This window comes from Rhodococcus sp. ACPA1 (assembly GCF_002300195.1).
GTDB classification, from domain to species: domain Bacteria; phylum Actinomycetota; class Actinomycetes; order Mycobacteriales; family Mycobacteriaceae; genus Rhodococcus_F; species Rhodococcus_F opacus.
Window position 1 is genome coordinate 1167582 of sequence record NZ_NSDX01000003.1, and the last position, 14251, is coordinate 1181832.

Consider the following 14251-nt stretch of genomic DNA (forward strand, 5'->3'; position numbering starts at 1 on the left):
CGTTCGAAATCGTCGCCGAGGGGTATCCAGAAGCGTCCTCCACCTGCGATGATGAAATGCGGATGTTGATCTTCCCGGCTAGCGGAGGAATACGCCGTGAACAAGAAGACGACCTGGATCCTGGCGCCCCTCGCTGCCGTGGCCCTCTCCCTGAGCGGCTGCGGCGACGACTCGTCCGACTCGGCGGCGCCGAGCACGACCAGCGCAGCCGCTACGAGCAGCGGCGAAGCGGCGCCCGCGTCGAACATGATGGAGAAGGTTCCGTCACCGTTCGTGATGACCCCACAGATGGAGCCGACCTACGTCGGTTCGGTCGACGGATCCGACGCGTACGTCGCGCTGGCCAGGTCCGGCGACGAGATGATCGCCTTCCTGTGCGACGGAGACCAGATGTGGACATGGATGACCGGCACCATGGACGGCGACAAGGCGTCGCTGTCTTCGCCGGACGGAGCGACACTCACCGCGTCGATGAGTGACGGCACCGTGACGGGGCAGGTCAGCGCGCCGGGCATGCCAGACAAGGCGTTCGTGGCCCACCCGGCCGCTGCCGACGAGGGCATGTTCCGCGCAACCACCAACCACGACGGCGCCGATTACACACTCGGCTGGATCATGACCGCCGACGGCGTCCGGGGGCTCGAACGGCAGGCCAACGGATCGAGCACCGGTGCCATCGCCGTCGACCGGAACGACGACCAGATGGACGATCGGCAGCGTGAGCGGCGGCAGGAACGCCGGGAACAGCTGGACTGCGAGGAAATGAATAACTACAACATGTGGCTGGTGGCGCAGCCGCAGACGCCGCCGGTGGTCGAGATGGCGTCGATGAACAGCATGCAGATGGAAGGCTGTTGACAAGGGGCCTGCGTGCTAACAGGGTCCTTCGGGTGTGTCGCAGCGGTACCAGGCGCGTGCGTTGCCGCCCATGACGGCGTCGAAGTCGTCTCCCACCGCGTCCGCGACGATGTCGATGTCGCTGTCCTGGAACACTCTTCGGGAACGGCTGCCCGGTAGGTCGGTGCCGAACATCAGTGCCTCGGGGTTGACGGCGTGGATCTTGCGCAGCACGTCGCCGACATTCTCGATGGTGGTTCGCCCGAACCCGGTGGCCTTCACCCGGACTCCGCGGTCGACGAGATCGAGTAGGTACGGCAGGCCCCGTGTCGACATCCCCAGGTGGTCGATGCACACGGCGGGCAGCTTGGCGAACACCGGCTCGAGCGACAGCAGCAGTGTGGCGTCCACGTAGAACTCGGCGTGCCAGCCGGCCAGCTCGTACGCGCGAAGGGCCTGCTTGGTGAGCAGTTTCACGTCGGTCGCGCTGCGCCGGAGGTTGAATCGGACGGCCCGGACCCCGGCGCGGTCGAGTTCGAGGATGCTCTCGTCGGTGGCGTCGGTTTCCATCTGGGTGACGCCCACCCAGCTGGGGCCGAGCTCCTCGAGCGCCGCCTTCAGGTAGTTCTGATCGGTGCCCTGGTACGAAGCCGTGACGACGGCGCCGCCGTCCACACCGAAGCCTGCCGTGCGCGCCCGGTAGTCGGCGATGGTGAACGGCTCCGGGAGGTAGCCGTGGTTCTCGACCACCGGGAACCGGGGGTCGATGATGTGAACGTGGGCGTCAAACACGACTTATATCCTGCCTTGTGCGGGGGACACGCTTCGTGGCGGAGCCGTCCGCGAGCGCTGGTACAAGTGTCCTACACATACGTCTCAGACTCTTTAGGGTGAGGTCATGGGAAATCGCGAAGACCTGATCGACGGCGCCACGCGCAGCCTGTACGACAAGGGATACTCGCGGACGACGGCCCGGGACATCGCGTCGGCCTCCGGGGTGAGCCTCGCGGCGATCGGCTATCACTTCGGCACCAAGGAGGCGCTGCTCCATGCCGCCCTGTACCGGGAGATGGAGCGCTGGGGCGACGACCTCGCGACGGCCGCCGGGAAGAAGATCGAACCAGGCATGAGTCCGACGGAACGGTTCGAAGCCATCTGGACCGGTGTCATCGAGTCGTTCACCGCCCACCGTCGGTTGTGGATGCTGCAGTTCGAACTGCTCGGGCACCTGGACTCCCTGCCGGAATTGAGAAAGAACCTGGTGGCGTCGACCGCCGATGCCCGCGACGGACTGGTCGAACTGTTCGGTGACGCGGGCATCGAGCCGGGCCGGGCGCACACACTGGGCGCTCTCTACCAGGCGCTGCTGCTCGGCGTCGCGGAGCAGTGGCTGGTGGATCCCGACCACGCGATGTCCGCCGAGGAACTGCTCACGGCGTTGCGGGCGCTGTCGTCACACCTGGCCTGAGACGACGGAAGGGAACCTCCCGCAGGAGGTTCCCTTCACACCGATTCGGAAGATCAGGCCTTGTCGGGCTCGCTGGCCTTGAGCATGTCCTCGCGCTCGACGACCTTGATCCGCTCACGGCCCTCGGGCTCGCCCAGGCTGCGCTCGTGCGCATCGAGGCGGTACCAGCCCTGCCAGGTGGTGTACGGGACCTGCTTGCCCTCGAGGAAGTCGATGATCGCGTCCTCGCCCGGGTTGGCGGGCTCGGGGAAGCCGGCCCGGTCCTCGAGGAGGTTCGCGACGGTCTCGTTCGCGTCGCCCTTGGTGTGGCCGATCAGGCCGACCGGGCCGCGCTTGATCCAGCCGGTGACGTAGGTGGCGGGCATGAACCGGTCGTTGCCCTCGGCGGAGTCGTCGGCGATGACGCGTCCGGCCTCGTTCGGGACGGTGCCTGCCTGCTCGTCGAACGGAAGCTTCGCGATGTTCTGTGACAGGTAGCCCACCGCGCGGTACACGGCCTGCACGTCCCAATCGTTGAACTTGCCGGTGCCCTTGACGTTGCCGGTGCCGTCGAGCTGGGTGCGCTCGGTGCGCAGGCCGACGACCTTGCCGTCTTCGCCGAGCACCTCGGTGGGCGATTCGAAGAAGTGCAGGAACAGCTTGTGCGGGCGGTTGCCCACGTCGCGGATGGCCCAGTCCTGCAGGGTGTTGGCGACCATGTCGACCTGCTTGGAATTGCGGCGCGCCTGCTCGGAGCCCTCGTCGTAGTCGATGTCCTCGGGATCGACGATGACCTCGATCGTCGGCGAGTGGTCGAGTTCACGCAGCTCGAGCGGGGTGAACTTGGCCTGCGCCGGTCCGCGGCGACCGAACACGTGGACCTCGACGGCCTTGTTGGCCTTGAGTCCCTCGTAGACGTTGGCGGGGATCTCCGTCGGCAGCAGTTCGTCACCGGTCTTGGCGAGGACGCGGGCGATGTCGAGGGCGACGTTACCGACACCGAGGACGGCGACCTTCTCAGCCTCGAGGGGCCAGGTGCGCGGGACGTCGGGGTGGCCGTCGTACCAGGAGACGAAGTCGGCGGCGCCGTAGCTGCCGTCGAGTTCGATGCCCGGGATGTTGAGGGCGCGGTCGGCGTTGGCGCCGGTGGAGAAGATCACCGCGTCGTAGAAGCTGTGCAGGTCTTCGAGGGTGATGTCGCTGCCGTAGTCGATGTTGCCCAGCAGGCGCACCGACGGCTTGTCGAGCACCTTGTGCAGGGCGGTGATGATGCCCTTGATGCGCGGGTGGTCGGGTGCGACGCCGTACCGGATCAGACCGAAGGGGGCAGGCATCCGCTCGAAGAGGTCGATGCTGATCCCGCCGTCAGACGCGGCATCGGATTTCATGAGAGCGTCGGCTGCGTAGATACCGGCGGGGCCGGCACCCACGATCGCAACGCGCAACGGACGTGTCTGATCAGTCATCTGGAGCGAACTACCTTCTGATGGGCGGACAACGAAACCTCAGCTTAAATTAAGCCCAGCCTAATCGGGTGGCCGAGGTGCGGCAGACAGGGCAGAGCCCATTCTCGGGACGCACGCCTGTAGAGGGTAGTCGCCTTCGCGTTGGGGGGTCACAAACACGATTTGTAGGGGCTGCTCTATACACTCGTGGCCACGCCGAGATCGAAGGGAAGTCATGTCCGGTTCGAGCGAATCGCCCCAGCGCGACGCGGGAGGCACCGAAGATCCGGTGGATCCCCGGCGCACCACGGCGGTGCCGTTCATCGCCGCCGTCACCGTCATCGTCGTCATCCTGGTGGCCATCGTCGTGTCCAGCAGGCTCTCGCCCGCCGACGAGAACGTCACGGAAGCGGACCGCATCAACCGTTCGGTCGCCGACTTCATCCAGGCCCACAACCACGACGACGCCGATCTGCAGAAGACGCTGGTCTGCTCGTCGTGGTCCGACGATCGGTCGGTGCTCCGGGACCGGGAAGGCGAGGTCACGCTGAAGGGCGTCGAGTCGTCCGAGGTCAACGGGGATCGTGCCCGGGCGGAGGTCCGGGTCAGCGCCGACGACGGCAAGGGTGAGACGACGGATACATGGCAATTGACGCGGGACGGCGAGACATGGGTCGTCTGCAACTGACCGTTGCCCGGAAGGGCATACCGAACAGGGTTGTGAAAAGCTGACATGGTGAGTTACGCAGGCGACATAACGCCGGAGCATGCCTGGGAGCTGCTCCGCGAGAATCCCGACGCTGTGCTCGTGGATGTGCGGACGGACGCCGAGTGGAAGTACGTCGGAGTCCCCGACACCACCTCGCTCGGGCGGAAGACCGTGCTGATCGAATGGGTCAGCTACCCGACGGGCACTCGTAACGACAACTTCGTGGACCAGCTGAAGGAGGCCGGGATCGCGGGTGGCGAGAACGCCCCGGTGATCTTCCTGTGTCGCTCCGGCCAGCGGTCCATCGGTGCGGCGGAAGCCGCGACAGCGGCGGGCATCGGCCCGTCGTACAACGTGCTCGACGGTTTCGAAGGCGGCCTGGACGCCGAAGGTCATCGTGGGGCGGTCGGCTGGCGGGCTCTGGGCCTGCCGTGGAGGCAGTGGTGAGTGCAATTCCTCAGGGCGGCGCGTTTCAGAAGGCGCTGCCGGACGACATCGGCCAGGGCACGATCAGCGTGCGCGGAGGAACCCTCCGTTCCGGGTTCGAAGAGACGTCCGAAGCGATCTTCCTGAACTCCGGTTTCGTGTTCGAGAGCGCGGGAGCGGCCGAGGCGTCGTTCACCGGCGAGATCGACCACTTCGTCTACTCGCGGTACGGCAACCCGACCGTGAAGATGTTCGAGGAGCGGCTGCGCCTGATCGAGGGCGCAGAAGCGTGCTTCGGCACCGCCAGCGGCATGTCCGCGGTGTTCACCGCACTCGGCGCGCTGCTGAAAGCGGGTGACCGGCTGGTCGCGGCACGCAGCCTGTTCGGTTCCTGCTTCGTGGTGTGCAACGAGATCCTGCCCCGCTGGGGTGTGGAGACGGTGTTCGTCGACGGTGAAGACCTCGACCAGTGGGAGAAGGCCCTGTCCGAGCCGACCACCGCGGTCTTCTTCGAGACGCCGTCGAACCCGATGCAGACGCTCGTCGACGTGCCCCGGGTGGCGGAGCTCGCGCACGCCGCCGGAGCAAAGGTCGTGCTGGACAACGTGTTCGCGACGCCGCTGCTGCAGCACAGCCTGGAGCTGGGTGCCGACATCGTCGTCTACTCCGGCACCAAGCACATCGACGGCCAGGGCCGCGTGCTCGGCGGGGCGATCCTCGGTCCGAAGGACTACATCGAGGGTCCCGTCCAGAACCTCATGCGCCACACCGGGCCGGCGCTGAGCCCGTTCAACGCGTGGACGCTCCTCAAGGGGCTCGAGACGATGCCGATCCGGGTGCGCCACTCCGTGGGCTCCGCATTGGAGATCGCACAGTTCCTCGAGGACCACTCCGCGGTCGACTGGGTCAAGTACCCGTTCCTCGAATCGCACCCCCAGCACGAACTCGCCAAGCGGCAGATGAGCGGCGGCGGCACCGTCGTCACCTTCGCGCTGAACGCATCCGAGGGCGAAGCGAAGAAGCGGGCATTCGAACTCCTCGACGCCCTGCGGCTGGTCAACATCTCCAACAACCTCGGCGACTCCAAGTCGCTCATCACCCACCCGGCCACCACCACCCACCGGGCGATGGGCCCGGAAGGTCGTGCAGCCGTGGGCATCACCGACGGCGTCGTCCGCCTGTCCGTGGGACTCGAAGACACCGCCGACCTGCTGACGGACCTGGAGCAGGCGCTGGCGTAGGCGGCTCCGCCGCCCGTGCGCCTTTCTGGTTGTTCCGGCAACCACAAAGGCGCACGGGTGCGAAGCGCCTACTGTCCGCGGAAGAGCGGTGCGTGGGGCGACGTGCTTCGGGCGGTATCGGTGCTACTGGGCCGCAACGCGCCGTTCATCGCGTTCATATCACTTGATTGACTCGTCGTGTCGAAGACGAACCAGACACCGCGCGCAGCAACATCGCCGGCGTTGTAGAAGAGGTGCGGCCGGCACGAGTTGAAACAGAACGAATCTCCAGTACGGAGTTCATGCTCGTCGAACTCCAGTTTGAGCCGCAGAGTTCCCTCGAGGACGTATGCGAACTCCACTCCCGCATGCCGCATCAGCTTGCCGTCGACAGAACTCGACGCGCCGGGTTCATACGTGACGAAGAGTGGTTCGATGTCGGTGCGCCCGCCGGTCGCCAGTCGCTCCCAGCGAACCCCTTTCTCCATCTCCAGAAGAGGGTTGTCGGTTGCGCGCTGGATACCGGCGGACGCGTCCTGGTTCTGCGCGAGTCTGACCTCTGCGCCGTCCATTCCGGTACCGCCAGTTGCGATCTCGTCGAGTGACACTCCGAGGACTGCGGCCAGTCCGAACAGCGTCTTGACCGAGGGTTGAGTCTTCTGATTCTCGACCTGCGAGAGCAAACTGGTCGAAATGCCGAGCTGCTCCGCTACCTGTCGCAGGGACATCTTCTTCTGCAGCCGCGCCCGTTTGAAGGCAACACCAATTGCTTCGTCCACTCCCGGCCCCGTTCTCGCTGACGCTGTCCACTAACACTTCATGTTCTCGCGAAGCGAGGTTGATGAAGCAGAATCTCGACAATGAGACTACACGAATCGCGCATCAGTGGGATTGGTGCTTCAGTGTAGGTGAATTCTGCACCTATGTGGCGGTCGGCTCGACAGTGCTTGGTAGTAGTCGGCTGCGATCCATCGCCTGCGAAGACGCAGATTTGGTGCAGGACAGGAAATCAGGGCCGTGCTGGCTCAGAGCTCATCTCGGGTTCGACCCGCGGCAACTCGCAGGGGACGAATCGCTCGCCGGGGGCCTGGAAAGACGTCGAGAAACAGAGTGCGCGGATCTCCTCGTCGCCAGTCGGCCAGATGGTGTGCCGGGCATTCCTCGGGATCTTGACGAGGTCACCCGGCTTGACATGGTTGGCCTCGTCTTCGATCTGCATGATCGCCCGGCCCGAGAGAATGTAGTAGAACTCGAAAGTGTCGTGGTAGTGCGGCTGGAGTTGGGCACCGGGCTGCACGGTGAATTCGGAGACGAAGTCGAAGAAGGATGACCCTTCGGTCTCGTCCCGCATGGAGCCCTCAGGGACGATCCAGTAGACGGCACCGGTGTCGTGGACGATTTCCGGCTGGAGTTGGTCGGCGCGTTTGACGAACATGATTCTCCTGTTCTGCGGGGTGATTGTGAAGTGACGGCTGTCGGAATCCGGTGAAGTCCGGGGCGGAGCACAGGGGGCGGTTTCTCGAAACCATCTGCGCTCCTGTCCTGGATCCCTCCCCGAGCGGGGAGGCGCCTGTTCAGTCAGCGGACTGCGAATTCACTGTGACTCAATATTGTGAATCCGATCATGCACTCAGCAGGCTGGGTTGTCAACCATCGTCCGCTACGCCGCCCGACCTGGCGTGGGCACGCTTCACCCACAGTAGCGTCGGCCCCGTGATCTGGGTTTTTCGGGAATATCGGTCGACTGGCGTCGCGCGTCGGGGGTGATGCCGCACAGGGTCGGGAGAGCGGAACAAACCGACCGAGACGGCGGGCTTCGATAAAGGGTGCGTGCCGAGCGGCGAGGACGAAGTTCAGCGCAGTTGACAATCTCTTCACAAATGGCCATGCTCCATGTCACAATATTCAGTGTGAGTGAAACAGCTCCGGCCCGGTCCCGCTGAAGGCAACGGACTGAGGGCGCGGTGCCCACGAGAAATCGACCGCACTGAACGGCCTAGGAGCCGGTTGAAGTGTCGAGAACGTTGACGGAAGGACGGCCGATCATGAGCCGTAGTGGATTGTTCAGTGAGGATCGCTCCGCCGAGGTGGTTGTCGACAGCTTCGGCGATGGCACTGATCCGCGACTGCGCGAAATCCTGGGATCGCTGGTGACTCACCTCCATGCTTTCGTGAAGGAGGTTCAGCTCACCGATGAGGAGTGGAGAACAGGAGTCGACTTCTTGACCGCCACCGGTCAGACCTGCACCGACGTGAGGCAGGAATTCATCCTGCTATCGGATGTGCTGGGCGTGTCGATGCTGGTGGAGACCATCAACCACCGGGCTCTCGACGACGCGACAGAGCAGACCGTGCTCGGTCCGTTTCATATGGTGGAATCCCCGGATCGCGTACTCGGCGCGAACATCGCGCTCGACGGCGGTGGCGAACAATGTCTCGTGACAGGACGGGTAACGGGGCAGGACGGCAAGCCCGTCGCCGACGCGACCGTCGACGTGTGGCAGGCCAATGCGGACGGCTTCTACGATGTCCAGCAACCGGACATCCAACCGCATCGCAACCTCAGGGGACTGTTCCGCACCGACGCGGACGGTCGATTCTGGTTCCGGACGATCGTCCCACGGTTCTATCCGATTCCGGACGACGGACCGGTGGGTACGCTCCTCGAGCGCACCGGCCGTCATCCGAACAGGCCCGCGCACATGCACTTCATCGTCGCCGCCGAGGGGTACCAGCCCGTAACCACTCATCTTTTCGTCGACGACAGTCCCTACATCGACTCCGACGTCGTGTTCGGTGTGAAGGAAAGCCTCGTCCGCCAGTTCGTCGAAATAGACGATCCGGATCGAGCAAAGGAATTGGGGTTCGACAACCCCTTCCGCGCAGTACATTTCGACGTCACGCTCAGTCAGGACGGCGACCGGACGGTGGCGTCGGCATGAGCTTCCAGTCCGAATTCGGCTACACCGCACTTCCGATGCGAGTTCGCTTCGGTATCGATGTGCTCAGCCAACTGCAATCGCATGTCGCCGAGCTGGGAACAGAGCGAGCGATCGTCGTCTGCACGCCCGAGCAACGACCACTGGCGGAGTCGGTCCTCGCCCAACTCGGCGACCGCGGCGCCGGCATCTTCGACGGGGCCGAGATGCACGTCCCGGTGGACGTGGCCGACGCTGCCCTGCAGTTCGCACTCGACCGAGGCGCGGACGGGTGCGTCGTGGTCGGCGGTGGCTCATCAGTCGGTCTGGGCAAAGCGATTGCCCTCCGACACCAGATGCCCATCATTGCGATCCCGACAACGTACGCGGGCTCGGAGATGACACCGGTATGGGGCCTGACTCGCGACGGGCACAAGCAGACCGGCACGAGCCCGTCCGTGCTCCCAGCACTCGTCCTGTACGACCCGGGTCTCACCACCACACTTCCTGCCGGCCTGTCAGCGGCAAGTGCGATGAACGCAATGGCTCACGCGGTCGAAGCCCTCTACGCACCGGACGCGTCGCCCATCATCTCGCTGATGGCCGAGGAAGGTATTCGTGCGTTCGCCGAGGCACTCCCACGAGTGGTCGCAGACCCGGAGAACATCGATCACCGCACCCGAGCCCTCTACGGCGCGTGGCTGTGCGGCGCGAGCCTCGGTGCCACCACCATGTCGCTGCACCACAAGCTCTGCCACGCGATCGGTGGGTCTCTGAACTTGCCCCACGCGCAAACACACGCGATCGTCCTCCCCTATTCGCTGGCCTACAACGAGTCGAGCGCTCCAGCAGCGAAGGCCGCAGTTCAGCGCGCCCTGCGCGTCGACACCTCGGCAGCGGTAGCTCTGTGGGAACTCGCGCAGAAACTTCCCATTCCGCACGCTCTCGAACAGATCGGCATGGACGGCAGCGACATCGACCTCGTCGTCGAGCAGGCGCTGAAGAATCCCTACGCGAATCCGCGTGAGGTGACCGAGGAAGGCCTTCGGGGCCTTCTGCAGGATGCGCTGGCCGGCCGCCGCCCCACCGTTTCCGACCGTCGAACCGAATCGGCACGCTAGTTCTGCCGCCGAGCCAGGAGCTGTACATGTCAAACGCCACAGACACACTCACGATCCGCGAGCTGGAGGACGTGCGATACGACGCGGTGGTCAGCCAGGATTACGACGCGTTCGAATCATTGTGTCATCCCGATCTCGCCTACTCGCACTCGTCCGGCGACACGGACACCCTCGAAAGCTATCTCGAGAAGATACGCAGCGGCTTCTACGTCTATCACGAAATCGAGCATCCCATCGACTTCGTCCGAGTCATCGGCGATGTAGCACTCGTCGTCGGAGAAATGAACGCCCGAATCACAGCTGGCGGCAGACCGAAGAGGCTGCGAAATCGCTGCCTCGCCGTGTGGAAGTACTCGAACTCAGGATGGCAATTGCTGGCCTATCAGCCGACTCCGCTGAGTGCAGACGCCGGCGACACGCACACCCTCGACACGGGGTGGCCCCCATCGAGCAAGAACCGAGAGAGGCGATAAAAATGGATACAGGGCTCAGCGGCAGGATCGTTCTGATCACCGGCGCCGCATCAGGTATCGGAGCCGCGGCCGCGAGAACCTTTGCCGCCGAGGGAGCGCGCCTGGCATTGGTCGACCGCGACGAAGCCGGATTGAAGGCGCTGTCAGACGAACTCGACCAGACCGAGGTCCACTACGCCGTCGCCGACCTCGCGAGTACGAGTGGTGTGGGGAGCGGGTTCGACGAGGTATTACGACCGTTCGCCAACCAGGTCGATGTGCTGTTCAACAACGTGGGAGCCGGCAGTCTCGGTGTCTTCGACACGCTCTCCGATGCCGACTGGATCAACACCATGGAACTGAACTTCATGAGCCAGGTTCGTGCGATCTCGTACGTACTTCCACTGATGCGTGCCGCCGGGCGCGGGGTAATCGTCAACAACGCCTCCGACCTCGGTCGACAGCCGATCATCGGCGGTCCCGACTACGCGGCATCGAAAGCAGCGATCCTGTCTCTCACGACCTCGTTGGCGAAGGCCGAAGGGCCCGACATCAGGGTCAACGCGGTCGCACCCGGCGCGATCATGTCACCGATGTGGGAGCGCGAAGGTGGACTCGCCGACACGTTCGCAGCAGTGCACGGCGTCGACCGAACAGAATCGATCGAGGCCGAGATGAAGTCACGGCACCTCCCGTTGGCGAGGATCGGGACACCCACCGAGGTGGCCAACGTCGTGGTGTTCCTTGCCTCGGACCTGGCTTCCTATGTCACATCGAGTGTTTACGGCGTCGATGGTGGCTCGATCGGCAGCATCCTCTGACACAGAGCTGCGCCGAGGACACAAGTTTCGAATTCGCAATTCACACCAAGGGAGTTCAACAATGTCGCTTGATGCGGCTGCACACGAGTTGAAGCCGTCCGTCACGGCCCGCTTCAACGGTCACACCTCCATCGTCGTCGGTGGATCGAAAGGGATCGGGAAGTCCACCGCGGAGCGCCTCGCGCAGGAGGGATCGAACGTCGTCATCGCCGACATCGACCCGGATGTCACCGAAACGGCGGCCACTCTGGCGGCCGAGTATCCCTCCGTCACCGTGGTCGGCACAGTCGCGGACATCACCTCGCTCGCAGACTGCGAACGGGTCGTATCCGAGACAACCACACAGTTCGGCTCATTCGACAACGTGGTCGTCGCCGCCGGCGTCGTGAACAACCCCGCAGACGTCGTCACGCTGCCCGAGGCCGAATGGAATCGGGTGTTCGCCATCAATGTGACAGGACCATTCCTGTTCGCCAAGGCCGCGTTGCCGGTGCTCAAGGGGCAGGGCCACGGGCGAATCGTGCTGATCGCCTCGTTCTGGGGACGCGTCGGCCAAGCACTGTTCTCGGCCTACTGCGCCTCGAAGGCAGCAATCATCGTCTTGGCGCAATCCCTTGCCGCCGAGGTCGCGGGGGACGGCGTCACCGTGAACACCGTCGCGCCGGGTATGACCAACACCGATCTGCACCGCCAGGCCCTCGCCGAGGAGGCCGCCAAGAGATCGATCACTTTCGAAGAGTTCCGCGATCAGGAGTACGCCCATATCCCGCTGGGTCGTTCGGCGGATCCCGTCGACATCGCCAACGCTGTTCTCTTCCTCACGTCGGACGAAGCACGATATGTCACCGGGGCGTCCATCGACGTCAACGGTGGCGTCTTGTTCCGCTGAAACACTCTCTCCCAAAGGAATCACCATGACATACGAACTGGACCAGCGATTCGCACATCACATGATCGACCTCGACGAGGTCCGATTGCACTACGTCCGCGGAGGCGACGGGCCGCCGCTGGTGCTCCTGCACGGCTGGGGCTCGACGTGGTACATGTGGCGCAAGGTCATGTCCCAGCTGGCCGATCACTACACGGTCATCGTTCCCGATCTGCGTGGCCTGGGCGACTCCGGCGTCCCGGAAAAGCCGCTGACGGGATACGACAAGAAGACCGTGGCTCAGGACATCCACCAGCTCGTGGAGAAGCTCGAGTTGGGCCCTGTTCACGTCGCGGGCCATGACCACGGCGCCGCCGTCGCCTATGCATACGCGGCAACTCACCGCGACGAGGTCCGCAGCCTCGTCTTCTGCGAGATGGCGCTCAAGGGCGTCGCAGGGGACAAGGGCATCGAGTACTTCATGGATCAGCGCGACGAGCTTCGACTGTGGCACTTGTCGTTCCACGCAGCGAGCGACGTGGCCGAAATGTTGATCAGCGGCAAAGAGCGCGAGTACCTCCGGTGGTTCTACCGCATGCAGATGTACAACCTCGACGGCATCACCGACGAGGACATCGACGTCTACGCTCGTAGCTACTCGGGCCCGGGTGGTCTGCGGCTCGAGCTCTACAGGGCGTTCTACCAGGACGGTATCGACAATGCCGAACTGTCGAAGACCAAGCTGACCATCCCGGTTCTCGCCCTCGGTGGCGCGAACAGTATTCGGGATCTGTGTGTCAGCTCCATGGAGGCCGTGGCCGAGAACGTACACGGCGTAGTGGTGCCGAATTGCGGTCACTGGCTCCCGGAAGAGCGACCTGCCGAGTTCCTCGAGTCTGTCCAGCTGTTCCTCAAAGAGGTACCGGCGTAAGTAGTACGGCCGATGGTGCGCCTGATCGCGCACCATCGGGCGCAATTGGAAAAGGAGTATTCATGTCCTCATCGGACAACGGGGGCCGGGACACCGCACCCGAGGTGGTTCCTCACGGCGAATTCGATGGAAAGCGTGTCCTGGTTACCGGTGGCTCACGCGGTATCGGGGCCGCGATCTCCCAGCATCTACGCGATCGCGGTGCACGAGTGGCGACGGTGGCCCGCTCTCGGCCCACGCAGAACCCATCGCTTCCGGACCTGATCACCGGCGACCTCACACAACCCGCCGAGGCGGAGCGCGTGTCATACGCAGTGCTGGACCGGTTGGGCGGAATCGACGTCGTCGTCCACTCGGCCGGCGCGGCGACCCTGTCCGACGGTGGAGTTCTCTCCATGGGCGAGCACGACTGGGAGGTCGCCCTGGAGACGAACCTCATGGCGGCGGTCCGCGTGGACCGAGCGCTCATTCCCGCTATGAAGAGCCAGGGCTCTGGTGCGGTTGTCCACATCAGTTCCATCCAACGCCGATTCGCTCTCGGCGCCTCGGTTCCCTACGCGACGAGCAAAGCGGCGCTGACCGCATACAGCAAGGCGCTCGCAGTCGAGGTGGCGCCGTACGGAGTCCGGGTCAACAGCATCGCGCCGGGGATCGTCGAGACGGAGATGTCGCAAGACTTCGCAAACTCTCTGGATGACGGAAAGGCCGAACTGATGGGCCTCTTCGGCGGAGTTCCCCTGGGTGACGTGGCCAAGACCGCTGAAGTGGCGGAGCTTGTCGGCTTTCTGGTGTCCGATCGGTGCCCGTCCGTCATCGGTGCCGAATACGCAATCGACGGTGGAACGATGCGTAGCGTATGACAGCGTCGAGTCGAGCTCGGGCTGTTTCGGTGTCGGAGGCGTAGCCCGCTTCGACGGCGGATCAACCGGATGGTCGTTGATCCGCCGCCGAACTCGGTTCTGCGGTTCGACACCTTGACCGAGCCCCATTCGAGCATCTAGCCTTCTGCACTAGAACGTACTAGTCGTGTTGTGGCGTCCTTTCTGGAGATACCGA

The 14251-nt window shown here is 64.2% G+C and carries 16 protein-coding genes; 12 read left to right on the plus strand and 4 right to left on the minus strand.

What is annotated here, in order from left to right; translation table 11 throughout:
- Window positions 1-96: 96 nt before the first annotated feature.
- Window positions 97-858, plus strand: a complete 762-nt coding sequence (locus CJ177_RS15950; protein ID WP_005251641.1) for a hypothetical protein — start codon at window positions 97-99, stop codon at window positions 856-858.
- A gap of 15 nt (window positions 859-873) precedes the next feature.
- Here the strand turns inward: CJ177_RS15950 and CJ177_RS15955 are convergent, their stop codons facing one another.
- On the minus strand, window positions 874-1629 hold the full coding sequence (locus CJ177_RS15955) for an amidohydrolase (RefSeq protein ID WP_005251643.1): 756 nt from the start codon (window positions 1627-1629) through the stop codon (window positions 874-876).
- Between the two features lie 106 nt (window positions 1630-1735).
- On the opposite strand from CJ177_RS15955, the gene CJ177_RS15960 reads away from it, so the two are divergent.
- Window positions 1736-2305 (plus strand): TetR/AcrR family transcriptional regulator, encoded by a 570-nt coding sequence (locus tag CJ177_RS15960; protein ID WP_005251644.1) that lies wholly within the window; start codon window positions 1736-1738, stop codon window positions 2303-2305.
- A gap of 53 nt (window positions 2306-2358) precedes the next feature.
- Here CJ177_RS15960 and CJ177_RS15965 read toward each other — a convergent pair whose 3' ends face one another.
- The gene (locus CJ177_RS15965; RefSeq protein ID WP_005251645.1) at window positions 2359-3750 is read right to left on the minus strand and encodes an FAD-dependent oxidoreductase; all 1392 of its coding nucleotides are present in this window, start codon (window positions 3748-3750) and stop codon (window positions 2359-2361) included.
- A 214-nt stretch (window positions 3751-3964) separates the two neighbouring features.
- Between CJ177_RS15965 and CJ177_RS15970 the strand changes: the two genes are divergently transcribed.
- The 3 genes from CJ177_RS15970 to CJ177_RS15980 are packed head-to-tail and all read left to right on the plus strand — an operon-like array spanning window position 3965 to window position 6105.
- The gene (locus CJ177_RS15970) at window positions 3965-4417 is read left to right on the plus strand and encodes a hypothetical protein (protein ID WP_005251646.1); all 453 of its coding nucleotides are present in this window, start codon (window positions 3965-3967) and stop codon (window positions 4415-4417) included.
- 48 nt (window positions 4418-4465) lie between these two features.
- Window positions 4466-4885, plus strand: coding sequence for a rhodanese-like domain-containing protein (locus CJ177_RS15975; RefSeq protein WP_005562410.1), 420 nt, complete (start codon window positions 4466-4468; stop codon window positions 4883-4885).
- The gene (locus CJ177_RS15980) at window positions 4882-6105 is read left to right on the plus strand and encodes an O-succinylhomoserine sulfhydrylase (RefSeq protein WP_005251648.1); all 1224 of its coding nucleotides are present in this window, start codon (window positions 4882-4884) and stop codon (window positions 6103-6105) included. The genes CJ177_RS15975 and CJ177_RS15980 overlap by 4 nt, the downstream gene beginning before the upstream one ends.
- Before the next feature lie 68 nt (window positions 6106-6173).
- Here the strand turns inward: CJ177_RS15980 and CJ177_RS15985 are convergent, their stop codons facing one another.
- On the minus strand, window positions 6174-6863 hold the full coding sequence (locus tag CJ177_RS15985) for a helix-turn-helix domain-containing protein (protein ID WP_231914436.1): 690 nt from the start codon (window positions 6861-6863) through the stop codon (window positions 6174-6176).
- A gap of 230 nt (window positions 6864-7093) precedes the next feature.
- The gene (locus tag CJ177_RS15990; protein WP_061044936.1) at window positions 7094-7519 is read right to left on the minus strand and encodes a cupin domain-containing protein; all 426 of its coding nucleotides are present in this window, start codon (window positions 7517-7519) and stop codon (window positions 7094-7096) included.
- Between the two features lie 610 nt (window positions 7520-8129).
- Between CJ177_RS15990 and CJ177_RS15995 the strand changes: the two genes are divergently transcribed.
- The 7 genes from CJ177_RS15995 (at window position 8130) to CJ177_RS16025 (ending at window position 14055) form a co-directional block, all read left to right on the plus strand.
- Window positions 8130-9026, plus strand: coding sequence for an intradiol ring-cleavage dioxygenase (locus CJ177_RS15995; protein WP_095868098.1), 897 nt, complete (start codon window positions 8130-8132; stop codon window positions 9024-9026).
- Complete coding sequence (locus CJ177_RS16000) at window positions 9023-10123, plus strand: maleylacetate reductase (protein ID WP_061044934.1); 1101 nt, start codon at window positions 9023-9025, stop codon at window positions 10121-10123. Before CJ177_RS15995 ends, CJ177_RS16000 begins: the two co-directional genes overlap by 4 nt.
- Before the next feature lie 26 nt (window positions 10124-10149).
- On the plus strand, window positions 10150-10596 hold the full coding sequence (locus CJ177_RS16005; protein ID WP_063819670.1) for a nuclear transport factor 2 family protein: 447 nt from the start codon (window positions 10150-10152) through the stop codon (window positions 10594-10596).
- Between the two features lie 2 nt (window positions 10597-10598).
- Complete coding sequence (locus CJ177_RS16010) at window positions 10599-11396, plus strand: SDR family NAD(P)-dependent oxidoreductase (protein WP_095868099.1); 798 nt, start codon at window positions 10599-10601, stop codon at window positions 11394-11396.
- A gap of 61 nt (window positions 11397-11457) precedes the next feature.
- Complete coding sequence (locus tag CJ177_RS16015) at window positions 11458-12285, plus strand: SDR family NAD(P)-dependent oxidoreductase (protein ID WP_061701370.1); 828 nt, start codon at window positions 11458-11460, stop codon at window positions 12283-12285.
- A 25-nt stretch (window positions 12286-12310) separates the two neighbouring features.
- Window positions 12311-13195: an alpha/beta fold hydrolase gene (locus tag CJ177_RS16020; RefSeq protein ID WP_061044931.1), complete on the plus strand. Its 885-nt coding sequence runs from the start codon at window positions 12311-12313 to the stop codon at window positions 13193-13195.
- Window positions 13196-13257: 62 nt separating this feature from the next.
- Entirely contained in the window at window positions 13258-14055 is a 798-nt protein-coding gene (locus tag CJ177_RS16025; protein ID WP_095868100.1) for an oxidoreductase, read from the plus strand.
- Window positions 14056-14251 lie beyond the last annotated feature (196 nt).